Origin of the sequence: Hyunsoonleella rubra (genome assembly GCF_042684665.1) — a bacterium.
In the GTDB taxonomy this organism is placed as follows: domain Bacteria; phylum Bacteroidota; class Bacteroidia; order Flavobacteriales; family Flavobacteriaceae; genus Jejuia; species Jejuia rubra.
Genome location: NZ_JBHULY010000034.1, coordinates 156082 through 179484 on the forward strand (window position 1 = coordinate 156082; position 23403 = coordinate 179484).

At 37.3% G+C, this 23403-nt stretch carries 23 protein-coding genes and 1 riboswitch; of the genes, 10 read left to right on the forward strand and 13 right to left on the reverse strand.

Annotated features, from left to right (window positions below; translation table 11 throughout):
- Position 1 precedes the first annotated feature (1 nt).
- Together ACFSR8_RS13900 and ACFSR8_RS13905 are read right to left on the reverse strand one after the other, a co-directional pair.
- Positions 2 to 385, reverse strand: coding sequence for an OB-fold protein (locus ACFSR8_RS13900; protein ID WP_380293041.1), 384 nt, complete (start codon positions 383 to 385; stop codon positions 2 to 4).
- A gap of 135 nt (positions 386 to 520) precedes the next feature.
- The gene (locus tag ACFSR8_RS13905) at positions 521 to 1594 is read right to left on the reverse strand and encodes a hypothetical protein (protein ID WP_380293043.1); all 1074 of its coding nucleotides are present in this window, start codon (positions 1592 to 1594) and stop codon (positions 521 to 523) included.
- 231 nt (positions 1595 to 1825) lie between these two features.
- Between ACFSR8_RS13905 and ACFSR8_RS13910 the strand changes: the two genes are divergently transcribed.
- The 3 genes from ACFSR8_RS13910 to ACFSR8_RS13920 are packed head-to-tail and all read left to right on the forward strand — an operon-like array spanning position 1826 to position 5797.
- Positions 1826 to 2350 (forward strand): RNA polymerase sigma factor, encoded by a 525-nt coding sequence (locus ACFSR8_RS13910; protein ID WP_380293045.1) that lies wholly within the window; start codon positions 1826 to 1828, stop codon positions 2348 to 2350.
- Between the two features lie 35 nt (positions 2351 to 2385).
- A complete protein-coding gene (locus ACFSR8_RS13915) occupies positions 2386 to 3306 on the forward strand; it encodes a FecR family protein (RefSeq protein ID WP_380293047.1) in 921 nt (306 codons plus the stop codon).
- A complete protein-coding gene (locus tag ACFSR8_RS13920) occupies positions 3290 to 5797 on the forward strand; it encodes a TonB-dependent receptor (RefSeq protein ID WP_380293049.1) in 2508 nt (835 codons plus the stop codon). Before ACFSR8_RS13915 ends, ACFSR8_RS13920 begins: the two co-directional genes overlap by 17 nt.
- Here the strand turns inward: ACFSR8_RS13920 and ACFSR8_RS13925 are convergent.
- The 7 genes from ACFSR8_RS13925 to ACFSR8_RS13955 all read right to left on the reverse strand — a co-directional run bounded on the left by ACFSR8_RS13925 (position 5789) and on the right by ACFSR8_RS13955 (position 12205).
- Complete coding sequence (locus ACFSR8_RS13925) at positions 5789 to 6334, reverse strand: acyl-CoA thioesterase (protein ID WP_380293051.1); 546 nt, start codon at positions 6332 to 6334, stop codon at positions 5789 to 5791. The two genes, ACFSR8_RS13920 and ACFSR8_RS13925, sit on opposite strands and share 9 nt — an antisense overlap.
- A 4-nt stretch (positions 6335 to 6338) precedes the next feature.
- Positions 6339 to 7040: a DUF3307 domain-containing protein gene (locus ACFSR8_RS13930; protein ID WP_380293053.1), complete on the reverse strand. Its 702-nt coding sequence runs from the start codon at positions 7038 to 7040 to the stop codon at positions 6339 to 6341.
- Positions 7037 to 7648, reverse strand: coding sequence for a SatD family protein (locus ACFSR8_RS13935; RefSeq protein ID WP_380293055.1), 612 nt, complete (start codon positions 7646 to 7648; stop codon positions 7037 to 7039). Before ACFSR8_RS13935 ends, ACFSR8_RS13930 begins: the two co-directional genes overlap by 4 nt.
- Positions 7649 to 7770: 122 nt before the next feature.
- Positions 7771 to 9090, reverse strand: coding sequence for a DNA recombination protein RmuC (gene rmuC / locus ACFSR8_RS13940; RefSeq protein ID WP_380293057.1), 1320 nt, complete (start codon positions 9088 to 9090; stop codon positions 7771 to 7773).
- Between the two features lie 131 nt (positions 9091 to 9221).
- Positions 9222 to 10016, reverse strand: coding sequence for an ABC transporter ATP-binding protein (locus tag ACFSR8_RS13945; protein ID WP_380293059.1), 795 nt, complete (start codon positions 10014 to 10016; stop codon positions 9222 to 9224).
- Positions 10017 to 10027: 11 nt separating this feature from the next.
- Positions 10028 to 11059: a FecCD family ABC transporter permease gene (locus ACFSR8_RS13950; RefSeq protein WP_380293061.1), complete on the reverse strand. Its 1032-nt coding sequence runs from the start codon at positions 11057 to 11059 to the stop codon at positions 10028 to 10030.
- Complete coding sequence (locus ACFSR8_RS13955; protein ID WP_380293063.1) at positions 11060 to 12205, reverse strand: ABC transporter substrate-binding protein; 1146 nt, start codon at positions 12203 to 12205, stop codon at positions 11060 to 11062.
- Positions 12206 to 12302: 97 nt separating this feature from the next.
- Positions 12303 to 12492, forward strand: a riboswitch (cobalamin riboswitch).
- A 30-nt stretch (positions 12493 to 12522) separates the two neighbouring features.
- On the opposite strand from ACFSR8_RS13955, the gene ACFSR8_RS13960 reads away from it, so the two are divergent.
- From ACFSR8_RS13960 to ACFSR8_RS13970, 3 genes are read left to right on the forward strand one after another with little or no spacing between them, the layout of a single operon-like run.
- A complete protein-coding gene (locus ACFSR8_RS13960) occupies positions 12523 to 14346 on the forward strand; it encodes a TonB-dependent receptor plug domain-containing protein (protein WP_380293065.1) in 1824 nt (607 codons plus the stop codon).
- Positions 14347 to 14349: 3 nt separating this feature from the next.
- On the forward strand, positions 14350 to 15408 hold the full coding sequence (locus ACFSR8_RS13965) for a YncE family protein (protein WP_380293067.1): 1059 nt from the start codon (positions 14350 to 14352) through the stop codon (positions 15406 to 15408).
- A gap of 55 nt (positions 15409 to 15463) precedes the next feature.
- A complete protein-coding gene (locus ACFSR8_RS13970) occupies positions 15464 to 16036 on the forward strand; it encodes a PAS domain-containing protein (protein WP_380293069.1) in 573 nt (190 codons plus the stop codon).
- Positions 16037 to 16074: 38 nt separating this feature from the next.
- On the opposite strand, the gene ACFSR8_RS13975 is transcribed toward ACFSR8_RS13970, so the two are convergent.
- A complete protein-coding gene (locus ACFSR8_RS13975) occupies positions 16075 to 16791 on the reverse strand; it encodes a Dph6-related ATP pyrophosphatase (RefSeq protein ID WP_380293071.1) in 717 nt (238 codons plus the stop codon).
- A gap of 9 nt (positions 16792 to 16800) precedes the next feature.
- A complete protein-coding gene (locus ACFSR8_RS13980) occupies positions 16801 to 18258 on the reverse strand; it encodes a S41 family peptidase (protein ID WP_380293073.1) in 1458 nt (485 codons plus the stop codon).
- Between the two features lie 387 nt (positions 18259 to 18645).
- Between ACFSR8_RS13980 and ACFSR8_RS13985 the strand changes: the two genes are divergently transcribed.
- From ACFSR8_RS13985 to ACFSR8_RS14000, 4 genes are all read left to right on the forward strand, one after another.
- On the forward strand, positions 18646 to 19155 hold the full coding sequence (locus tag ACFSR8_RS13985; RefSeq protein ID WP_380293075.1) for an RNA polymerase sigma factor: 510 nt from the start codon (positions 18646 to 18648) through the stop codon (positions 19153 to 19155).
- Complete coding sequence (locus tag ACFSR8_RS13990) at positions 19142 to 19636, forward strand: hypothetical protein (RefSeq protein WP_380293077.1); 495 nt, start codon at positions 19142 to 19144, stop codon at positions 19634 to 19636. The genes ACFSR8_RS13985 and ACFSR8_RS13990 overlap by 14 nt, the downstream gene beginning before the upstream one ends.
- A 39-nt stretch (positions 19637 to 19675) precedes the next feature.
- Positions 19676 to 20239 (forward strand): DUF4252 domain-containing protein, encoded by a 564-nt coding sequence (locus ACFSR8_RS13995; RefSeq protein ID WP_380293079.1) that lies wholly within the window; start codon positions 19676 to 19678, stop codon positions 20237 to 20239.
- A gap of 116 nt (positions 20240 to 20355) precedes the next feature.
- Complete coding sequence (locus ACFSR8_RS14000) at positions 20356 to 20895, forward strand: DUF4252 domain-containing protein (RefSeq protein WP_380293081.1); 540 nt, start codon at positions 20356 to 20358, stop codon at positions 20893 to 20895.
- Between the two features lie 430 nt (positions 20896 to 21325).
- On the opposite strand, the gene purB is transcribed toward ACFSR8_RS14000, so the two are convergent.
- A complete protein-coding gene (purB, locus tag ACFSR8_RS14005; protein WP_380293083.1) occupies positions 21326 to 22669 on the reverse strand; it encodes an adenylosuccinate lyase in 1344 nt (447 codons plus the stop codon).
- A gap of 161 nt (positions 22670 to 22830) precedes the next feature.
- Entirely contained in the window at positions 22831 to 23388 is a 558-nt protein-coding gene (locus ACFSR8_RS14010) for an adenylosuccinate lyase (RefSeq protein WP_380293085.1), read from the reverse strand.
- Between the last annotated feature and the right edge of the window lie 15 nt (positions 23389 to 23403).

The window sequence follows — 23403 nt, forward strand, 5'->3', positions numbered from 1 at the left end:
TTTAGTGATTAATAATTGTTGATTGATCTAGTTTTATTTCTTCAAGGAGGTCGTCATAGCCGATGCATCTTCCTTTTATGCGAATGGGTTGGTCGTTATTTATTGAATTTGGAATAGGGCCTAGAAACTGACAAAAAATAGAGCCGTTTAAAACCAAATGTTCAACATTTATTTCGGTCACTTTTCCAGAGACCTCAATGGTTTTATTGAGATATTTCTGTTCAGAATCAGTTGTATTTTTGGAAAATTCATCAATTAATGAATCGGATGTTAATACGAATGAGGGCTTTTCGGTTTCGATGTCCCGATGGTCCTGATAGATGTAATTATAGCCTATAATCCCGCCAATAAGAATAACGAGTAGAATTAACCCCCACTTCTTCATATGTTGTTTGGTTTAGTTTTTTAAACTCTGCTCCGGTGTTTAGGCCGAAGCAGAGTTGCTAGTTCCAAGTAGATTTCTTGGAGAAATTGACATTTTCTTTTTCATAGAACTGTATTCAATTACTAGCTAATATTTTTAATTGCAAATATTGTTGTAGCGCAACCGGTCAACCCCGTCAACGCGTAAATCGATTCTTTTTTTAGTGTATTCTGAGATTTCATGCAATCTCCAGTCATTATTACAAAGTGGCAGACCTGGGACGTCTATGGTTACTGTTATATTATTTTTGTTACCAGATGCCACCCAATCTCCAGATACTGAGTTGCCGGACCAATACACCCTTAATCTACCGTTTTTATAAAAACTAAACTTATACCCTTCATAGACATCATCATGGTTATTGTTATCCCGAGTCAATTTATCAACAGTCCATTCGGAACAGTCGGTCAAAATAGAGGTCAATTCCTCAATATTGCAGTCGTCACAATCATCATCGTTGTGATCGAAATCATCGTCTTCATCACAACTGTCTTTGTAGGTGTTGATGGTAGATTGAAGCTGGCTGAGGTTGTTTATTGGCAGTACTGTACCATCAAATATGGTAACTGTAATGGGGAAGGCAATAGCAACTATATCATCAGCTCTCATGTTCCTTAAGAAAGCGTTCAGAGTACTGTCGGAATTCAATGTTTTTTTATCAATAAATTCCAGTCTTTGGTTAAATATTGAGGCAGAAATAGGGTACTGGAAATCAATGCATTCAATATCGTCGTCATACTCGTTTTCTCCATTGCATGAATTGGAAAAGTTTAGCATTTCCGATTCATTTTCTACCGTAACTTCGCTGTAATCCTCCATGGCAATTGTAACGGGATAGGTCATATTTAAAATATCCGTGTCGTCATCCTCATCGTCAAAAATGTATTCTACTACTTTATAATCATTTTCAGAATTCACCATTACGGTTTCGCCATTGGCGGTCACTTCTACAGGCAATTTCACTTTGAAGCAGTTTGATTTGTCCAAAATATTATCCTCTGAACCATCATTGCTCGAAGTATTTTGCATAAGGTTAAATATGGCTGAATTCACCGTAACAACATCTTCTTCGGGAGTCCGAATAGTTTCCAGTTCTTCTTTTCTACAAGAATGTAAAACTACCATGAGCAATGAAATAGTTAATAAGTACTTGGCAAAAATGCGCATCATTCCAATTGAAAAAATTAGCGTTCTTTCTTATTAGACAACTCAACTTTAAAAACTCCTGAAATTTTTTTGGATTTTTTTTTGAATTCAATTTCCTTTTGAATCCGCAGTGAATATTTATATTTACTCTGTAATCAAGATTTCAATGCTACGACACTTGTGTTTAAAATTTTGGAATCCATGCCCTTGAATGCTTAGCAACCTTGTCTGGGTAGTTGATTTTAAAAACCGATTTTGCCAAAAGAGATTAAAAATAAAATATGTGAGGACAAGGTGTTTGAAAGCATCTACAAAAAGTATTCACAGGATTTACATGATTTTTTATATTATAAATTCGGTGCACAGATTAACCCAGACGATAAGATGCAGGAGGCGTTTATGAAGCTTTGGGACAATTGTAAGAAGGTGTCCTTTGGGAAGGCAAAATCGTTTCTTTTTACTGTGGCCAATAATATGGTGTTGAACGATATCAAACATCAAAAAGTTGTTTTAAAATATAGAATTGAGGCCCCCAACAAACAGAATTTCGAATCGCCAGAGTTTATTTTAGAAAAAGAACAATTTTTTGAACGGTATCAAAAAGTGCTGTCAAAATTAACCGAAGAGCAACGTGTAGCTTTCCTGTTAAGTAAAGCTGAAGGTAAGAAACACAAAGAAATAGCTGAAATTTTAGGAGTTACCCAAAAAACCGTGGAATATAGAATTTACAGTGCTTTTAGCATTTTGAAAAAAGAGTTGGAAGGTTTTTACATAAAATAATCAGGAGATTTAAAGTTTTAGTTGTTATATAGAAAATGGAGCAACAGATGAATGCTGAAGAATTAGAGAAGAAATGGTTGAACAATACGCTTTCAGAAGATGAAAAGCGACAATTCAATGATTTGGAAGACGCCGAATATAAACAATTTATTGTGGACGCATCGGCCCGTTTTAAATCCTCAAATTTTTCAAGGCCATCAGGTTTTGAACGTTTTAATAAAGCTTACAAAACAAGAGGTAAAAATCCAGAAAACGCAATCGGTTGGAAATCTGCGCTTAGAGTTGCGGCAATGGTGATATTGTCCCTTGGAATTTATTACAGTATTGTCTTCAATCCAGCCACAACTATTGAAACTGACATTGGTGAGAAAAGGACTGTTAGTTTGCCTGATAACTCTATTGTTACCTTAAATGCCGTTTCAGAAATAGAATTTAAAGCTGAGGATTGGGAAGAAAAAAGAACACTACAACTTGATGGTGAAGCTTACTTTAAGGTGAATAAAGGATCTACTTTTCAAGTCACCACTGATGAAGGTATGGTAAAGGTTTTGGGGACTGAATTTAGCGTTAAAGCGCGACCGGGTTTCTTTCAAGTAGCCTGTTTTGAAGGGAAAGTAGAGGTAGTTCACGATTATAAAAACCATATATTGATTGGGGGGCAAACATTTAAATTGTCTAAAAATAAATATGAAGAAGGGCATACCAGTCAAAAGATTCCTGCGTGGACAAAAAATATGAGTATCTTTGATGCTACTCCGGTTCATGAGGTTTTGGCAGAATTAAAACGGCAGTATCAGATAGAGATTACTCATGATATTGATGCTTCCAGACTCTTTTCAGGAGCTTTTGTTCACAACAATCTGGAAAATGCCCTGATTTCCATTGTGGAACCCATGAATTTGACCTATGAAATTAAAGCTTCAAATCTCATAGAAATTCATGAAAAAAAGGATTAGGAAATTTATCTTCTTATTCGTTCTAATTCTTAATTATGGAGCCTATGCACAAGAGGAGCGTGCCACTAAACCTTTGGTCGATATTATTTCGAATTTAGAAACTCGGTTTGAGATTCAATTCAACTATTCGGAAGATCTTGTAAGGAATATTTCTTGTAAAATCCCGGCTGATTCACTTTCGTTAACCGAAACACTGGACTATCTTCAAAAATCTACAGGGCTCTTGTTCGGTGCACTCGATTCTAGAATTGTTTTAATTAAGGCAAAACCACAGCGTTTTTATTGTGGTTATTTAAAGGATGCCGATACCCAACTTCCAATTGTAGCGGCCACAATAACATTTTTAAAGGAAAGTATAAAGAGCGATGAAAAAGGCTATTTTGAGATTGATCCAAACCAAATCTCTTACCCAATTACTATACAATATTCTGGATATGAAACTTTGGAAATAGATAGTGTTTTTGAGATTGATAATTGTGCTACGATCAAACTAGTTCCCAACTTTCAACAACTATCGGAGGTTTTAATTTCGAATTATTTAGTAAACGGCATCAACAAACTAAAGAACGCATCTTTTGAAATTGATTTCAATGATTTCGACATTCTACCCGGTTTGATAGAAAGCGATGTACTGCAATCTGTTCAGGGTCTGCCGGGAATTCAGAGTATCAACGAAACGGTATCCAATATAAATATTAGGGGAGGTACCCATGATCAAAATCTCATCCGCTGGGATGGTATAAAAATGTACCAATCCGGTCATTTTTTTGGGCTGATTTCAATGTATAACCCTGAAATTACCCAACAGGTGTCCTTAAGAAAAAATGGGAGTAGTGTGACTTTAACAGATGGTGTTTCGGGCACCATAGACATGCGGACCAGCCAAAACCTGAATTCAAAATTCAAAGGAGTGGTTGGTGCCAATTTATTGAGTGTTAATGGTTTTGCGGATGTGCCTTTGGGTAGTAAATCTTCAATTCAAGTGGCGGGTAGAAAAGCACTCAGCCCTGTTGTGGAAACACCCACTTATAGTTCTTTTTTCGACAGAATTTCACAAAATACCGAGGTAGCACATAACCAAATGGATATCATTAACTCAAACCAATCATTTGATTTTTACGACGCATCATTGAGATGGTTGTATCAGTTAAGTGATAAAGATAAGTTGAGGTTAAATTTTATTACTGTATTCAACGAATTGGTTTTTGATGAAAATGCAATGGTAAATAATCTGCCAGAATCAAGAAGGAGCAGTTTGTCTCAGTTTAGTATTGCAGGTGCAATGCATTATGAGCGAACGTGGAACAACAAATTAAAAACGGCATTTGAAATATATAATACGGATTATGAATTAAAGTCCATCAACGCTAATATTTTTGAGGGACAAAGGTTTTTACAGGAAAACAAAGTGTCGGAAACCAGTACAAAACTTAGTGTCAATCATAGAATTAACAGTAGGCTCGAGTTTTTGGGAGGTTACCATCTGGTTGAAACCAAAGTGACCAACCTGGATGATGTGGATGACCCAATCTTTAGGGATTTGATATCCGAAGTGTTAAGGACTCATGGTGTTTTTTCGCAAATCGGATATGCGTCCAATGACAAAAAAACCAATTTAAATTTTGGATTGCGATTTAACTATCTTTCCAAATTTAAAAGACAGCTTTGGGAGCCAAGATTGAGTTTTAGCCATAAGTTGTCCACAGACATTACCTGGGAGGTTTTAGGTGAATTTAAACATCAAAGCACATCCCAAGTCATCAATTTTCAAAATGATTTCTTAGGCGTGGAAAAACGACGCTGGCAGTTATCCAATGACAAAAACGTTCCTGTAATTACGAGTAGGCAGTTGTCCTCGGGGCTGACATTGAACAAAAATGGATGGTTATTTAGTTTAGATGGATACCTGAAAGAGGTTAAAGGGATTACATCCCAAAGTCAGGGGTTCCAAAATCAATTTGAATTTTCAAGGGAAACGGGAAGCTATACGGTTACAGGCTTTGATGTGCTTTTGCGGAAGGCTATTGGCAATTTTAATTCATGGTTAAGCTATGCTTATATGAACAATAAATATACTTTTGATGCCCTTTTTGAGGAGCGGTTTCCAAGTAATTTCGATATTTCCCATTTGGTGACATTTGGAAGTGTCCTAAAGCTGAAAAATCTAAAACTTTCAGTGGGAGTCAACTGGCACACTGGTAGGCCAACGACCAATCCCATTCTTGGTAATGAATTCACGAATAATTCAATAAACTATCAAACCCCAAATTCGGATAGTCTAAAAAATTACTTTAGGCTGGATGTTTCTGCAATATATGATTTTACTATAGGTAAGAAGGCAAAAACAAACCTAGGAGTGTCTATTTGGAATCTTTTGGATAGGGAAAACGAAATCAATAATTTTCATAGGGTAAATAATGATGCCGTTATTAACACCATTCAAAACTCATTGGGAATTACCCCAAATGCACTACTGAGATTATCATTTTAAACCAAACTCTATTTTGGCGTTGTGCTGTTTGATGGTGTCGATATGTTCTTCGATTTTAAACTCGGAAGACTTAAACTTTGTCGAGCGGTGTCTGGCCTGTTCTTGTCGGACAATACTTCGGGCAAATCTTCTTATTGCTTGTTCAGAATCCAAAATAATCCCTGGAACTTTTGCGTTTTTTCCGTTGTCATCCTTGGCCACCATTGTAAAATAGGAAGAATTACAATGCTTGATTTTTCCTGTTTGAATATTTTCGGATTCCACCCTCAGCCCAACAACCATAGAGGTGCGTCCTGTATAGTTTACAGAAGCCTTTAAGGTGACCAATTCACCAACTTCAATGGGATTTAAAAAATCTACACGATTTACCGATGCCGTAACACAATAGTACCCCGAATGTTTTGAGGCGCAGGCAAATGCAATTTGATCCATCAAATTTAAAATATGGCCCCCATGGATTTTTCCACTAAAATTGGAGTGGGACGGCAACATCAATTGTGTAATGGTTACCCTTGATTCTTTTGGATGCTTAAACATGGTTTTAGGTTAAATAAGTGTACGCTATTCCTGTAATAATGGCAATGCCAAAACTTATTAAAGTGCCAATTAAAATGTATTCCGTCAATTGCATGGATTTTGATTCCTTCAAATCCCCAAACCTAAAAACAGATTTGGCCGTAATCAGAAAACCTACGGCTTCCCAGTGGTCCGAAATGATAAAAATAAACACTAAAATGCGCTCTAAAATACCAATATATTTCCCTGCATCAGCTAGGGACCGATTATTTTTAACGAGTTCTGAAATATTCCACTTTAAAAAAATGGTTTTCATAATTATGGACACAGGAATTGTTAAAAACAATAAGCAGGTAAGCAATAAAAGATGTTCTTCTTTGAAAAAGGAATCAAAATATAATCGGTTGTCAACTAAAAAGAAATAACATCCTAAAATCACCAAAACATGAAGTAGCTGATCGATGAAAAACAGCAGTCGTTTTGTTTTTTTGGTCTGAAATGTAAGTTTTAAGCCGTCTATAATTAAATGTGACCCGCCTATTATTAGAATAACAGGCCACAGTGATGCATCCCACAAAATCAGAGTGGTTATGGCAATATGGATTAAGACGTGAAAGTACAGTTTAAAAGATTTTAGTTTCTTTTTTTCTTTTTCCAAAACCCAACTTTGAGGTTGAAGAATAAAATCGCCGATGAGGTGTGCCAGTAAAAGTTTGGTTAAAATCATGATAATGCCATTATTTTTTTTCGGAACATGCTGTCCGTTTCCAATATGAGTTCCATTTCTGCACGCTTTTGGCGTTTGCTGATGGCATCCTGTTTGGTACCGATCATGTTTGCCAGTTCTTGTTGTAGTGCGTCGGGATGCTCTATGCCCAGCTTTACAATTTCTGCCGAACCCGTTGTCCAGTGGTCCATAATGGCTAGTGCAAGCTTGAAATAAAGATTGAGTTCTTCGTTTAAGGTGTCATTTGATGTTTTGATCCTTAAATTGATTTTTTCCTTTTTCAGGGCTTCCAAAGTTTCGCCGGAATAAATATATGCTTCCCCATTGGATTCACTAATGTTTTCAGCTTGGTATGAAGTGTTTCCAATTCCGATAGCAAGGCGTACGTCCAAAAGCAACATCTTGATGCAGGCTTTGATGTAAACGGCACTGATAAAGCTTTCGGAAATATCATTTATTTCAATTTGAAAGCTATCGCCACGAAAAATTTCCCATTGAGATTTGTCGGGGTTTAGGTGGGATAGTGCCGATTTTAGGGCCCTCATCCAAACTTCAGGATTTTTTTGATGACGGGATTTTATGATATCGCCTGTGATGATACTTGTCATATTTATATTTTTATTCCTTCAAAAGGGAATTAATTTAAATTATTCCTTAAATAAAGCATAAAATAAAATATTCCTTAATTAGGGAATATTCAAATATATCATGTTTTTTCGTGAAAAGCAAATTATTCGTCCTCTTCGGCACGTTTAATAATGGCTTCGGGCAGGGATTTCTTAGCTTTGGCTCCCATTTTTTTGAGTTTTTCAACACTTGTGATAAGGTTGCCCCGACCATGAACCAATTTGTTCATCGCAGATGAATAATCGCTTTTAGCAGAATCAATCTTTTTGCCTACGCCCGTTAAATCACTAACAAGGCCTTCAAATTTATCATAAAGTGCTCCAGCTTGTCGTGCAATTTCAATAGCGTTACGTTGTTGTTTTTCGTTATTCCACATAGTGTCAATCGTACGGAGCGTTGCCAAAAGGGTGGAGGGGGTTACAATCACAATGTTTTTTTCAAAAGCTTTGTTGTAAATAGCATTGTCCTCGTTCACTACAACTGCAAAGGCCGGTTCAATAGGTATAAACATGAGTACAAAATCTGGTGATTCAATATCGTATAAATCCTGATAGTTTTTGGCCGAAAGTTGTTCCACATGTTTTCTGATGGAATTAACGTGAGCCTTTAAAAATTGCGGTCTACTCTCTTCATCAGCATTTACCATCCGTTCATAATCGGTTAAGGATACCTTTGAGTCGATAATCATTTTTTTACCATCGGGGAGATGCAATACCACATCGGGCATTACCCGGGAATTATCATCACGTGTAAAACTTTGCTGTACAAAATACTCGCGATCCTTTTCCAGTCCAGATTTTTCTAAAACACGCTCTAAAACCAATTCGCCCCAATTTCCTTGCATTTTGCTATCGCCTTTTAAAGCTCGTGTTAAGTTGGTAGCTTCTTTAGTCATTTGTTGATTTAAATCCTTTAAACCTTTGAGCTGTTCTTCCAAGGCGGAATGCATGCGTACACTTTTAAACTGTGTTTCTTCCACCTTCCTCTCAAACCCTTGGATTTTTTCCTGAAGCGGATTTAAAATGTTTTTGATGTTCTCTTTGTTTTGCTCTGTGAACTTATTGGACTTTTCTTCGAGGATTTTATTGGCTAACAATTCAAAATCCTTGCGCAATTGCTCTTGGCGTTCCTCCAATTCTTTATCGCGTTTGAGATTTTGCTCTTGAAGGTTCTCGTATTCAGAATTTCTTCGTGCCAATTCTGTACTTAAAAATTCCTTTTCTTTCCGAATATCTTCGCGTTCATTTTCAATTTTGGAAAGATTTGATTTCAGTTCCTCAATGGTGAATTGCATTTGGTTTTGGCGTTCTTCAAGGGCGCTTTGCTCACTTTTATTCTTGAGTTTGGCAAAAAGCATCCCCAAATATGCACTGATACCTGCGGAAAATAATATGGCTATAATTAGGATTAGGTTGTCGTTCATGTTTTGGAAAAGAATATTTTCAAATATAATTGATTTATGACCTTGCGCAAAGACGCAAAGGTGCAAAGTACGAACATTGCTAAATTTGTAGTGTGTTCTTTCTCACTGAAAACTGAGACTGCGACTGAAAACTATTTTTTCACCCTAAAACTCCCAGTTTTCTCATCAAAAGCAATCAGATCTTTCGGGAACAATTGTTTAAAAACCCCTTTGGAAATAAGATTGCATGGTTGGTCGGCCACGACTTCGTTTTCAGTCATTACGATGAGCGTATCACAAAGTTGAATCGCTAAATCTATTTCATGTGATGAAAATAGAATGGTCTTTCCCGTTTCTTTCGACAGTTTTTGAAGCAGTTTCAAAATATAGGCTTTGTGGTACATATCCAGATGCGTCGTAGGTTCATCTAAAATAATGATGTCCGTATCCTGAGCTAATGCTCGGGCAATCATCACATTTTGTAGTTGTCCATCACTGAGCTCAAAACATTTTTTGTCCTTTAAATGCTCAATATTTACTTGGGAAATGGCATAATGGGTAATTTCAATATCTTCTTTTGAAAGGTTACCAACCCAATTGGTATAGGGTTGTCGACCAAGAGCAACAAGTTCAAAAACGGATAGGTTTTTAGAAGCTATGGGTTCGGTCAAAACCAAACTCATCGCTTTTGCTAAATCAAGAGACGAGTAATTTTTTAGGTTGATATTATTTATTAAGATATCGCCCTCAAGAGAGTTTTGAACTTTTGTTAAAGTGCGTAAAAGAGTTGATTTTCCAATCCCATTGGCGCCAATTAGACCAATTAATTTTCCTTGTTTCAATTCAATATTAATATCAGACACAACAACGGTCTTTGACTTTTTGGAAGCATAACCAATCGATAGCTTAGTGGTTTTTAAAACGATATTTTCATTCTCTTTCTGCATTTTCTGATCTGTTAAAATACCATTTTTCGTTTTCTAACTAATAACCAAATCACAACTGGAGCGCCAACTAACGAAGTAATCGCGTTAATCGGTAGCGTAAAATCGCTAGTTGGTAATTGCGAGATACTATCGCAAACCAACATGACGATGGCACCAAATAAAAATACAGCCGGTAACAATACTTTGTGATTTGAAGTACTGAAGACTTGTCGTGTCATATGTGGAATAGCCAATCCGATAAATGCGATTGGCCCTGTAAAGGCAGTAATCGTACCTGCTAACAAACTGGTAGCAATGATGATAATAAATCGACTTTGTTTGATATTTAATCCTAAGCTTTTGGCATAATTTTCACCCAAAAGCAAGGTATTCAAGGATTTTATTGAAAAGACTGATAATACAATTCCAATGGCGTAAATCAGTAATAAAACCCAAATGTCTTCCCAAGATAGATTTCCTAAACTCCCAAAGCCCCAAAAAATGTATTGTTGCAATTGTTCTGCCGATCCAAAATAGGATAATACGCTAACAATGGCGGAAGTAATACTCGCAAACATCAGCCCGATAATTAAAATGGCCATGGTATCCCTAACTTTTAGTGAAACAGCTAAAACGGCAAGCAATACCAAAAAACTCCCTAAACTTGCAGAAATCACGATACCCCATTTTGAAATGAAAAGGGAAGCCAAAACCCCTCCGAAAATACTTGAGCCTAAAATAACCAAAGCTACACCCAAACTCGCTCCGGAACTAATGCCCAAAACAAAAGGGCCGGCTAGAGGGTTCCTAAATAACGTTTGCATCAACAGTCCCGAAATGCCTAAACCGGAACCGACAATAATGGCTGTTAGTGCTTTTGGCAATCGATAATTTTGAACAATGTGTTGCCAGGTTTCCTGAGAAGTGGGGTTTCCAATTAGACTATTAAAAATATCCTTTATGGGGATGGAAACCGAACCCAAACTTATATTCACAAAAAAACATAACAGTAGAATTGCAATGAGAATTACAAAAGATATGCTATATGTTTTGCCAGATTCCAATTAGGGTAAGGGTTTAAAAAAATAGGGTGAATACTCTTTTAGTAATTCTGGGTGGCATATTTTGATGATATCCTTTAAAACCAAATCTGGCCGTGTCATACCTAATTCATAGTATAAAACACCTCCGGTAGCACCCGTTGTGTTCGTAAAGGAATAGATGTTTTTATTTTGAAACGCATCAAACATGCTATGGTTTTCATTACCATTTTTTAGGCTCCGGTAGCTGGTGTAGTTGGATGGACTCAACCAAATATCAGCAGTTTTAGCTTTTACAAAAACCGATTCAAAATTCAATTTTAAACTTCCAGACCCTTCGGTGTTGCTCCACAGGTAATTCACATTGGCATCTTTCAATAATTGTGCTTCGGTACTTGTGCCGTTGGGTAAATACCAAACATCACTATGCATGGCACCACTCAATACCTTAGGCTTAGATTTTACATTTTGAGCCAATGCTTTAGCCCCTAAATAGTCTTTTTCAATTTGATTAAAAATAGAATCTGCCTCTTTTTCTTTGCCGAAAAGCACACTAAAAAACTTTATCCATTCCGCTTTGGCCAAAGGTGAACTTTCCACCCAATCACCATTAAAAATTACTGGAATGCCAGATTTTTGAATGGTTTCCAATGAGCGGTTACCACCCTCAATCCCAAAAGCAACAACTACATCAGGATTGAGCTCCAGCAGAACTTCAGTATTTAAGCCTTCATTTTTGCCTAATTCCCTGATATTTCCATTGTCAATTTGAGTTTTGATTTTTTCTGAAGAGACATAATCTGTTCCAGGAAAACCAACTAATTTTTTTTCGACATTTAATAGTTCTAATGCAGGAAGATGGGTTGTTGATGTCGCAACCAGTCTATTGATAGGCAATTCTATTACGGCATCAAATCTTGACTTTTCTTTAAACCAAAATTCACTGTCATAATTCTGTTTTAATAAAGCAAATCTATAACTCTTCTTAGTTTCGGGCCAAGGTTTATTTATTTCAAGAATTTTATAATTTTCAAAATCCTTTACAGTGAAGCCTTTTGCATATTTAAGGCCCATGGCATCACCAAGTAAAACCTCTCTAGTTTTTTTTTCCGGTTCGCTTTTACAGCCAATACATAGTGAGGCACAGAAAAGAAATATAAGCTTTCTCAAAATTCAATTTTTAACCGCTTCAAAAGTAATATTATTTAATGTTTTAAGTAAAAGATTCAACTTAATGTTTACTTTTGCAAAGAATTTGGTTTGACATTTTTGTCATCCTGAACTTGATTCAGGATCTCACAAGTATCAATTAAAAGGGAATCTGGTTAAAGTCCAGAACTGTTCCCGCAACTGTAAGCTATCAAGCTTCATGTTCAACTTCGATGTCACTGTCATTTTGATGGGAAGACCAACATGAAGACGCAAGTCAGGAGACCTGCCATGTTCATCATCTAATATAAACTCTCGGGTAAAGAGTTTTGCAGATTATGAGACAACACATTTTTATATTATTTGTTATTGGTTTTGGCAGTCTTGCCCAGGCGCAATTAGACTCCATCCAAAAGCTGGATGAAGTTTTTTTGAGTGATAGCAAACTTGTAGAATATACTTCTGGTATTAAGGTAGAAAAACTTAATGATTCCATCATTGATAAAAACCCAGTATCCTTAACAGGATTATTGGCGTTTAATTCCAATTTATACTTTAAGGAAAATGGCTTTGGGATGGTGTCCTCACCTTCTTTCAGGGGAACCAATGCCTCCCAAACGGCGGTGGTTTGGAATGGCATCAATATCAATTCCCAACTTAATGGGCAAACCGATTTTAACACTATAAATACCACTAGTTTTGATGCGATAGATATACGAAGCGGAGGAGGCAGTGTGCAATATGGTAGTGGTGCCATTGGGGGCAGTATTCACCTAAATAATAATCTGGAGTTTGATTCTCATTTCGATACTAGTGTGCGCTTGTTTTGTGGGAGTTTTAATACTAAAATGACGAATGTGTCATCTTCTTTCGGGAACTCTAAATTCTCTGCAAATATTGGAATAGCCTATGTCGACTCGGATAATGATTATAAGTATCTGGGAACCGATATGGTCAATGAAAACGGAGAATTCAACAACTTGAATTTGGATGTCAATTTGGGATATGTTTTATCTGAAAAGGATGTTTTAAAGCTATATCACCAAAGTTATGATGGGAAGCGTCATTTTTCTGGAACCTTGGTTGCGATAGGGAGGAGTAAATATGAAGATGAGAACTTTAGGACAATGCTGGAATGGACTCGGATTTCTGGAAGTATTACTTCAAAATTGAAAGCGGTCCATCTAAATGAGAAATTCAAATATTTTGAAAATAAGGATAATGCTATTTTTTCCTTTGGAAAGGTAAATACGTTTATCGCCAACCATAATCTTAACCTACGTGTGTCAGATGCTCTACAGTTTCGAAGTATTCTAGAGCTCAATCATTTTGATGGAGGAGGCAGTAGTTTTGGAGACCCCAAGCGCACTGCTTTTTCGGCAACAGTTTTAATGAACCACAAACCTTCGAAGTGCTTTGAGTACAATCTCAATATCAGAAAGGATTATACTTCAGATTTTGAAAACCCTTTGTTGTTTTCTGTGGATGGGGCATACAAGGTTTCAGACGTTTACACTATTCAATTGAACGGCTCCAAAAACTTTCGAATTCCAACCTTTAACGATTTGTTTTGGCAATCTGGGGGTAATTTGGATTTAGATCCGGAAGAATCCTATCAAGTGGATTTGGGTCAAAACTTTCGTTTTAAACATTTTAATGTCATATTAAACACTTATTACATTAATACTAAAGACTTGATTCAATGGCGGCCCGATAATGGTGGAGATTGGAGGCCAATAAATGTTGCAAAATCCCATAGTCATGGTGCTGAAATGGAAGCGCGTACTGCTTTCAAAATAAATGAACATCAATTCAGTTTTGGTGGGCATTATTCCTATACGGTTTCAGAAAATTTGGAAACTAAAAGACAGTTGATTTATGTGCCGTTTCATAAGGGAAATGTTTCTGTTGCTTACAGCCGAAAAGCCTTTTCTGCATTTTATCAGCATTTATTTAATGGTGATGTATTCATCATTGAGGACGAACTGGATGGCTTTAATGTGGGCAATATTGGAGTGGGGTATCTGCTAAATTCGAGTGGTAATGTTCAATACGACATCAACTTTAGAGTAAACAATCTATACAATAAAAATTATCAAAACGTGGCGTTGAGACCGATGCCCAATAGGAACTATCAAATATTAACAACAATTAAATTTTAAACAATGAAACTTAACAAATTACTGATATTGGCCCTTTCGATAGGTCTGTTTTATACATCATGTAGCAATGACGAGGACACTATAATAATACCAAAAGGCGATTACGAAAATGGTATATTAATTTCACATGAAGGGAATTTTGGTATGGGAAATGCTTCCGTGTCCTTTGTGTCCTATGATTTAAATGCTGTTGAAAATGATGTGTTTAATAATGTGAATAGTGAGTTATTGGGTGATACAGCACAGAGTATTGCGTTTAATGGGGATTTGGCATACATCGTTTTGAATGTTTCCAATAAAATAGAAATCGTTAATCGATATACTTTTGAATCGGTTGGAACAATAAAAACAGGACTGAACAATCCGAGATTTATAGCATTTCTTAATGGAAAAGGGTATGTGACCAATTGGGGTGATGGCTCGAATGCCTCGGATGATTATTTGGCGATTATAGATTTAAGCACGAATACTTTAAACGGTACTACCATTTCTGTTGAAGAAGGCCCAGAGGAAATCATTTCTAACGGCAGTAATATTTATGTGGCGCATCAAGGAGGCTGGAGTCAAAACAATAAAGTTTCTGTAATCAACGGTTCTAGCGATACGGTTTCAACAACAATTACTGTTGGTGATGTTCCAAACTCCTTGCAGTTGGATAATTCTGGAAATTTATGGGTATTATGCGGAGGAAAACCATCTTGGACCGGAGATGAAACCAGCGGACAATTATTTAAAGTGAATACAGGGGATAATACCACCACATCAATAGACTTTGCAGCAACAGAGCACCCGAATTTTCTAACTATTGAAAACGGGATTTTGTACTATTATTTAGGAGGAAGTGTTTATAAAATGAGTACGGCCTCCACAACCTTGCCTTCCAATGCGGAAATTACGGGTCTTAGTTTCTACAATATGACCGTACATGGAGGTGTATTGTACGCTGTGGATGCCAAAGACTTTGCAAGTGAAGGAGCCTTGACCTCTTATGATTTGTCAACGAATACTGAGATTAATTCTACTACAGTGAATATTATTCCAGGTGGGATTTATTTTAATTGATGAACGAGCGACTTGTTTTGAGTATGAATGGCCTTGCATCTGAAAATTTTGAAGTATGAAACACAATCTGTATAAAATGATGGGACTAGATATCTATTTGTCGTCATTGAGTAAATCTGAATATAAAGCTGTTTCGGCCGAGATATCCAATACCTCTAAGGTGATGACGCCCCTGATGAGCTGGGACGTTTACAGCCAGGGTTATATTGATACGTTAAACGAGTCTGAGAGACTTCAAGATATAGCTAAAGTGAAGTCTTATGCCAAACATTTGAATTGGAAAAACACCATGGATTCGATTTTTGAAAACGAAGTGTTTCAGGCGATAATTATTACGGATTTAAATCAAAACATTGTGTGGGTGAACAAAGGGTTTTCAAAAATGACGGGTTATGCTAAAAATGAGGTTTTGCATAAAACTCCTAAGATGTTGCAAGGCGCTGAAACCTCCATAACTGCTAGAAGAAATATCAAAAAGAAAATTGCTTTGGATGTACCTTTTAGAGAAATTATCACCAATTATAAAAAGAGTGGAGAGCCTTATGAATGTGAGGTAAAGATTTTTCCGTTATATAGCAGGGATAATAATAAAACTCATTTTATTGCTTTGGAAGGGAAAGTAGGGTAGTTCTTAGTTATATAAAAAGCCACTGAGAAGTGGCTTTTTTATGAAATCAAATCACAGTACCAAACACCATACTTTTCTTCAATTGTGCACACAGAATCATCAGTTTTTGGTGTGTCGTATTCGCGGTACACTTTTTCGCCAATTTTAAATTCTATAGGGGTCTTAAAAATGGGGCCATCAAAACAAAAGGTGTGAAATTCGCCATTCTCACCACAAGGGTCAACGTCTTCTGGTAGATTGTCAATAAAACTTTTATCGATTACTGTTCCAACAAAACCTTCATCAAAGTATTTTGAATTGGCACAGACAATTATGGTTTTGAAACCTAAATCTAGAAACTCATTTAAAAGTTCTTTGGTGTCTCTTTTCCAAATGGGGAATACAGCTTTAAAATGGTGTTTGGCTAATTGATCTTCACGATATGTTCGTAAGTCTTCCAAAAAAATATCGCCAAAAGCTGAATGGGTGAAACCTTCGGATTTTAATCTGGAAACCGTTGCGCTCATTTTTTGCTCATAAACCGCCATACTTGGCATTTCGGGTAGCTCAATAAAACTTACAGGAATTTTTAAAGCATTGGTTTGCGCAATCAATAACTCCTTTCTCAGGCCATGCATAGACACGCGATTGTAATGTGAATTTACTGTTGTAATTAATTCCTCAACCGAGTAACGCTCATCCTTGAATAAATGGTATAGTGCTAGAGCCGAATCTTTGCCGGAACTCCAGTTGAAATAGGTTTTGTGTTTTTTCAATTTCAGTCGTTAGTCAATCACCATACCACCTTCAAATGGCTTAAAATCGTATTCCGTTAAAACTGATTGTAAAGGGGGGACTTGTTTAGATTTTAGCCTTTGGGATTTACTGGTTGAACCTTCAATGTCCGCTAAGGCCATCGCCAACAAAGGCTCATTTACATCCCCTAAAACTCCGTAGTTGCTTTGTCTTTCCTGATATTCAAAGCCTGTAGTCGGCACAAGACCAGTACTGGGTACAAACTCATTATTTCTGTTGGTTCCATTGGCAACTAAGGGTTGCATGGCATAGGTGTGTCTTGGATTGATGCCTTCTCGATTAAACTTTGGAGAGTCATATATCGTGATGGAGCCTTGGGTTTTTCCTCTAGTATTGGTGCCTACATGGATGACATTAATGTAGGGCTTCAATCCATTTATCAGCCCCTCACTTGCAGATGCAGATCTACCACTAGTAAGCACATATATTTGATTGAGGTTTAAACTGTTAATAACAGTATTTTCCCCAATTTTGTTTGCAAATAGGTAATCTGTATTGTTAGACTGTAATTCAGAATTATAAATAATGCGCTCAAAAACCTCACCTGTAAATTGTCCTGTAATCATGCTGGCCAAAAATGTAGTTGTTTCTACATTGCCACCAGGATTGTAACGAAGGTCTAATACCAATTCATCTATATTTTCAGATTTAAAATCAGCAAATACGCTATTTAAACCTACTTCGGAGCCACGAATAAATCCGTTATACATTAAATAGCCGACTTTCTTACCGCTGACATCCAGTGTTTTAGCAATATAAATTGGGTTTTCAGTGTACTCAGCTTTGGTGAGGGTGATGCTTTCGGTCCCTGGGTCTATGGTGTCATCCGAATTATCAGGTGTACCTTGGTCATTATAAGTGCCTAAATTAATGGTATATGAGTTCTGGTTAATGAGCCCGAAATAATTATTGTCATTTAAAGGGATACCGTCGATAGCATAAAAAATATCGCCGCGTTTTACTCCGTTGGCCGCTGCACTTGTGTTGGGTTGTACTACATGCACCACACCTATAAGTCCATCAGTCGTATTTGGGGAGCGGAATCGGAAAAACTCCATGCCGTTGGTAACAGAAATGCCACTAAAATTGCGCTGCAATTCAATATAGTCATCAACGATCCAGCTAAACTGGTCCACCGTATTTCGTTGATGGATTAAGCTTTCGAAGAGCTCTCGGGGTGAACTGAAGTTTTCAAGGTAGCTGTTGTAAACTTCGTTTCTGCCATATCTGTCATCGATAGCGTTTAAACCGAATTCGTTGTTGGAAAGTTGCGGTACATCAGATTTATACAGATAGAACAGGTTCATGCCTTTCCAAACAAAGTCGTTGATTTCGTCGGTTTGGATAGGAATGTCGTCACCGTCCTCAAAGCAACCCGTTAAAATAAAGGCACATAGAATCAGGCTTAGGGCTCTTAACTTTTTCATACAAGCAATTTTAATATAGTAGTCTATAAAACCCTAAATTTACTTACATTATTGTATAATAAAAAATTTTATCGAGGAAGTGTGGGGGAAAGCCGGAAGACAGATGTCAGAAGACGGATGACCGAAGTGTGGAGAGCTTAAATTTAAGCTAATTGTTATGAAATGGCTATGGCAGGCTTGCCCGCGTTAGGGATTGAGGCATTTGTTGAAGCTCCCCGACGGTAGGAGGGAGCGACTGCCGAAAGCCCGACCCACCCGATAGCTATCGGGAAGGGAAACGCCCAAATAACACATATTTTTTTAATTGTGGTGTAACAAAACAAATCCTCGTTCGTCGTAACTACAAATGGCCTTAAACCAGCTGTTTTCTGAAAACCAAACCTGAATATGACTCAAAGTGAGTTTTTGAATATTGTAATGCCTTTTAAGGATAAGTTGTTCCGAATGGCCAAGCGACTACTAATTTCAACAGAAGAAGCTGAAGATGCAACGCAGGAGGTGCTTTTGAAATTATGGCGGAACAAGGAAAAGATTGAGGAGTACAAGAATGTGGAGGCATTTTCAATGACGATGACAAAGAATTTTTGTTTGGACAAGTTGAAATCGAAACAGGCGCAAAACTTGAAGATTGTACATAGCAATTATGAGGAAAAGAATACGCCATTACAGAGGCAAGTGGAGCTGAACGACAGTGTGAGTTGGGTGGAGCGGATTATTGAGGAGTTGCCTGAGCAACAACGGATGATTATCCAATTAAGGGATATAGAGGAATACGATTTTGATGAGATTGCCAAAATGCTGGGGATGAACAATACGGCGGTAAGGGTGGCCCTCTCAAGAGCGAGAAAAACGATAAGAGAACGATTAACTAATACGCATAATTATGGTATTAAATAGTATAGAAAAATTACTTGAAAAGTACGAGAACGGGGAGACGAGCCTTAAGGAAGAGCAAGTGTTAAAAAACTATTTTTCTGGAGACGACGTTGCGCCACACTTAGAGCACTACAAACCCATGTTTGTGTATTTTTTAGGAAACCAACAGGAACGGTTCACTAAAGACCTGCCATTAAAACCTAAGAGAAAATTCAATTACAAGTGGATGTCGGTCGCAGCGGTTGCAGTTATTATGTTGGGGGTTTACTTTACGGACCCGTTCATTGGTGCAGACCAATGTGAGGAAAACTTAGTGGGAACGTTTTGTGAGCCGGAAGATGCGTTTAACGAAGTATCAAAAACGCTAGCTATGATTTCAAATCATATGAATAAAGGTACTTCAACCATTGGGTATCTGGATGAAGTGAATAAAGGCACTTCTGCGATTGGATATCTCAATGAAATTGAAAATTCAACCAGTATAATTTTTAAAAAACCTTAAGAAAAGATGAAAACTTTAAATGCAATAAAAACAAGTAAGATGAAAAAGAGATTAATAGTATTTGTGATGGCAGTATTACTATTGCCAGTAGTTGGTATGGCACAGAGTTCGGTATTCGATAAGTATAGCGATAGCCCTGATGTAACTTATGTGAATATTAAGCCAAAGATGTTCCAGATGATTGCCAAAGTTGGCGTAGACGAAAGTGATCCCGAGGCAAAGGCGTTTATGGACATGGTAAAAAGCATTACCAGTTTTAAAACCATCGTTACCGACAGCAAAGCCATTTCGGCAGATATTACTAAATGGGTAAGATCCCGTTCAGGAAGCTTGGAAGAATTAATGGAAGTGCGCGATGACGGTACCGAGGTGAAATTTTATGTGAAGGAAGGTAGGGATGCCGACCATGTGAAAGAGTTGCTGATTTTTGTGACGGGAATCGATAAGAAAATGGAAGAGAAAGTCGAAATCAATGGCAAAGAACGTAAAATTGAAACCGTTGTGGTTTCGATGACAGGCGATATCGATTTGAACGAGATTTCAAAGTTGACCAATAAAATGAACATACCTGGCGGTCAGCACCTGGATAAAAAGAAATCATAACACATCCATTCATCAACCTGCCCTGAGCGTAGTCGAAGGGTCAAAAAAAAGCGAAGTGATTGCATCGATAAAAAAGGTGCAATCACTTTGTTCAATTAATTTTTAAAATCAATCAAATGAATCGAACAGCTAAAATTTTTGCGATTGTATTGCTATGTGCAGTCATGTTTAATTGCAAAAGCGAACCCAGTTTACAGCGTTATTTTGTGGACAACCAAGAAACTACAGATTTTATATCACAGGACATCCCAATTTCTATGCTGGAGTTGGACGAAGCCAAATTGACGGATGAACAGAAGGAGGCTTATAAATCTGTAAGACGATTGAATTTCATTGGTTTTAAGGCTGATGAAAATAATCAGGAGACATACAATACTAAGTTGCAGGAGGTAAAGGATATTTTAAGACAAGAGCAATACCAGGATCTTATGGAGTTTCAGGATAGGGGCAACAAATTTGTCATTAAATATGTGGGTGATGATGATGAGGCAGATGAAGTGATTGTATTGGGCAGTTCAAAGGAAATTGGTTTTGGCGTAGTTCGTTTATTAGGAAATGATATGCAACCGGAAAAAATGTACGCTCTGGTTGAGGCCATGCGCCATTCGGGCATGGATGCGTCGCAGTTTAAGGAAATGACAGATTTCTTTAATTGACGGGAATTAAGTTAAGAAAATTTATGTCAGTTTGAGTGATCCCGATAGTTGTCGGGATCGTATCGAAAACAAATAAATTTTCGACAAAAAAAGCTTCTCGATACATCACGCCTTCGCGTGACACTCGAAGTGACGCTTCGAATCCTTAAACAAGATTCTCGCAAATTAATTATAGTTATGTTAACAGAGAAAAAGGCTTCCGAAATGGAAGCCTTTTTTTATTTTAATCGTTTTCTACTTCCTGTTCCTGCGGAGCGTTGTATTTAGAATTTGAATAAAATACGTTCAGAATAATAGCAAAAAAAGTCAGTGTCAAAATGGTTAGGATGATAAAGTTATCTAGAATATCCAAAATTCCGCATACAAAAATGCCAGCTACTAATAGGCCCGTTAAAATTAAAGTCTGCTTGCTATTCAACATGATGGCGCGCTATATTCCAGTGTAATTACTTGGCGTAATTTGTTTTAGTTCTTCCTTAATTTCGTCAGAAACCTCTAAGGTATCAATAAAATTTGAAATGGAGGCCATATTAATTTTTTCATTGGTCCTTGTAAGCCCCTTTAACGCCTCGTAGGGGTTTGGATAGCCTTCTCGCCTTAAAATGGTTTGGATGGCTTCCGCAACTACTGCCCAGTTGTTTTCTAAATCTTCAGCAAACTTACTTTCGTTTAACAACAACTTGTTCAATCCTTTTAAAGTAGATTTAAAACCAATCAAAGTATGCCCAAAAGGTACGCCGGCATTTCTTAAAACCGTACTGTCGGTCAAATCTCTTTGCAATCTTGAAATCGGTAATTTAGCCGAAAGGTGTTCAAAAATGGCATTGGCAATACCGAGGTTCCCTTCTGAATTTTCAAAATCAATTGGGTTTACTTTATGCGGCATGGCTGAACTTCCAACTTCGCCCTTTTTTATTTTCTGTTTGAAATAATCCATGGAAACATAGGTCCAAATGTCCCTGTCCAAATCGATTAAAATCGTGTTGATACGTTTTAGGGTGTCAAACAAAGCAGCCATGTGGTCGTAATGCTCAATCTGCGTAGTTGGGAAAGAATGTTGTAAACCCAGTTTTTTCTGCACAAAAAGATTGCCAAAGGTTTTCCAGTTAATTTCTGGATAGGCCACGAAATGTGCATTAAAATTACCAGTAGCACCTCCAAATTTTGCCGCACTCGGCACATCGTTCAATAGATTGAACTGCTCTTCCAATCTGACTACAAAAACCTCAATTTCCTTGCCCAATCGGGTAGGGGAGGCAGGCTGTCCATGGGTTCGGGCAAGCATGGGTACGTTTTTCCATTCCTCAACCAAGGTTTTCAATTTCTCCAATACCTTGAAATATTCAGGTACATACACATCGTTCATTGCCTCCTTGATGCTTAACGGAATGGCTGTATTATTTATGTCTTGAGAAGTCAATCCGAAATGGATAAACTCCTTGAATTCGGATAATCCCAAAGCGTCAAATTTCTCTTTGATGAAATATTCAACTGCCTTCACATCGTGATTGGTCACACCCTCAATGTCCTTTATCGCTTGCGCATCTTCAGAAGAAAAATCCTGATAGATAGCCTTTAAACTATCAAAAACGGAATGGTCCACCTGTTTCAATTGAGGCAAAGGGATTTCACATAAAGCAATAAAATATTCAATTTCAACACGAACGCGATATTTGATTAAAGCTTCTTCAGAAAAATAAGAAGCCAATTCACTGACTTTACTGCGATAACGCCCGTCAATTGGTGAAATGGCGTTTAAGGGAGATAATGACATGGATGTTTAATTTTAAAGGATGCAAAGATAGCTTATTTAGACAGAAGACGGAAGCCTGAAGTCCGAAGTTTTCTTCGGTATGCTGTGTGCAGTGTGCGGTAGGCAGTGTTTGGTTTACACTACTCAGTTGCGGTAATCCGTCAACTGTCATCAGTCATCCGTCATCTGTCCTTCTTCAATTTTTTTAGAATATGCCTTGCCCTCGCTTTAAATGCAGCACTTTGTTGGTGGAAATCGCGTTCTAAAATTAGTTGCAACTCAGGATGAACCCAATCAAATTCCTTTCCCAAAATAAACAGTGTGCTCATCGCGTAGGCTTTTGGGGCCACTTTCTCGTCGTTAATCATATAGTCGAAACAGTTTTCGATAACCCTTTCCTTGTGGGTTACGGTTAGGGCCTTTTCAATGCTAGGGCTTGTGGCTTTAATCAAAAGCTCACAAATTTTTGCAACGGGACGTACGGCCGAATCCAGATGAACTTTACTCATGTTTTCGGTAAATCGGTCTAAGAAAGGGATGATGGCTTCTATTTTCTTGCTACACATAAATTCTAATACCCAAGCCGCACGAGGCGAAATTTTATCATCTACCATAAATAGGATGTCCAACAGTTTTGGAATCAAATCGGGATTGTCCATCACCATATTGGCATAATAGAGACGCTTTTCTCGGGAGTGGTTTACGTAATTTAATTCGTCGTAAAGTTCGGCAGTGGTCAAAAGGTTTATTACTTT

What these genes read in the sequence shown, in the direction of transcription:
- ACFSR8_RS13905 (WP_380293043.1), bottom strand. Translation starts at nt 1,594, where the DNA reads ATGATGCGCATTTTTGCCAAGTACTTATTAACTATTTCATTGCTCATG.
- rmuC (WP_380293057.1), bottom strand. Translation starts at nt 9,090, where the DNA reads ATGAACGACAACCTAATCCTAATTATAGCCATATTATTTTCCGCAGGT.
- ACFSR8_RS13990 (WP_380293077.1), top strand. Translation starts at nt 19,142, where the DNA reads ATGGTATTAAATAGTATAGAAAAATTACTTGAAAAGTACGAGAACGGG.
- ACFSR8_RS13960 (WP_380293065.1), top strand. Translation starts at nt 12,523, where the DNA reads ATGAGACAACACATTTTTATATTATTTGTTATTGGTTTTGGCAGTCTT.
- ACFSR8_RS13925 (WP_380293051.1), bottom strand. Translation starts at nt 6,334, where the DNA reads ATGTTTAAGCATCCAAAAGAATCAAGGGTAACCATTACACAATTGATG.
- ACFSR8_RS13935 (WP_380293055.1), bottom strand. Translation starts at nt 7,648, where the DNA reads ATGACAAGTATCATCACAGGCGATATCATAAAATCCCGTCATCAAAAA.
- ACFSR8_RS13995 (WP_380293079.1), top strand. Translation starts at nt 19,676, where the DNA reads ATGAAAAAGAGATTAATAGTATTTGTGATGGCAGTATTACTATTGCCA.
- ACFSR8_RS13920 (WP_380293049.1), top strand. Translation starts at nt 3,290, where the DNA reads ATGAAAAAAAGGATTAGGAAATTTATCTTCTTATTCGTTCTAATTCTT.
- ACFSR8_RS13980 (WP_380293073.1), bottom strand. Translation starts at nt 18,258, where the DNA reads ATGAAAAAGTTAAGAGCCCTAAGCCTGATTCTATGTGCCTTTATTTTA.
- ACFSR8_RS13965 (WP_380293067.1), top strand. Translation starts at nt 14,350, where the DNA reads ATGAAACTTAACAAATTACTGATATTGGCCCTTTCGATAGGTCTGTTT.
- purB (WP_380293083.1), bottom strand. Translation starts at nt 22,669, where the DNA reads ATGTCATTATCTCCCTTAAACGCCATTTCACCAATTGACGGGCGTTAT.
- ACFSR8_RS13945 (WP_380293059.1), bottom strand. Translation starts at nt 10,016, where the DNA reads ATGCAGAAAGAGAATGAAAATATCGTTTTAAAAACCACTAAGCTATCG.
- ACFSR8_RS13900 (WP_380293041.1), bottom strand. Translation starts at nt 385, where the DNA reads ATGAAGAAGTGGGGGTTAATTCTACTCGTTATTCTTATTGGCGGGATT.
- ACFSR8_RS13915 (WP_380293047.1), top strand. Translation starts at nt 2,386, where the DNA reads ATGGAGCAACAGATGAATGCTGAAGAATTAGAGAAGAAATGGTTGAAC.
- ACFSR8_RS13970 (WP_380293069.1), top strand. Translation starts at nt 15,464, where the DNA reads ATGAAACACAATCTGTATAAAATGATGGGACTAGATATCTATTTGTCG.
- ACFSR8_RS14000 (WP_380293081.1), top strand. Translation starts at nt 20,356, where the DNA reads ATGAATCGAACAGCTAAAATTTTTGCGATTGTATTGCTATGTGCAGTC.
- ACFSR8_RS13930 (WP_380293053.1), bottom strand. Translation starts at nt 7,040, where the DNA reads ATGATTTTAACCAAACTTTTACTGGCACACCTCATCGGCGATTTTATT.
- ACFSR8_RS13985 (WP_380293075.1), top strand. Translation starts at nt 18,646, where the DNA reads ATGACTCAAAGTGAGTTTTTGAATATTGTAATGCCTTTTAAGGATAAG.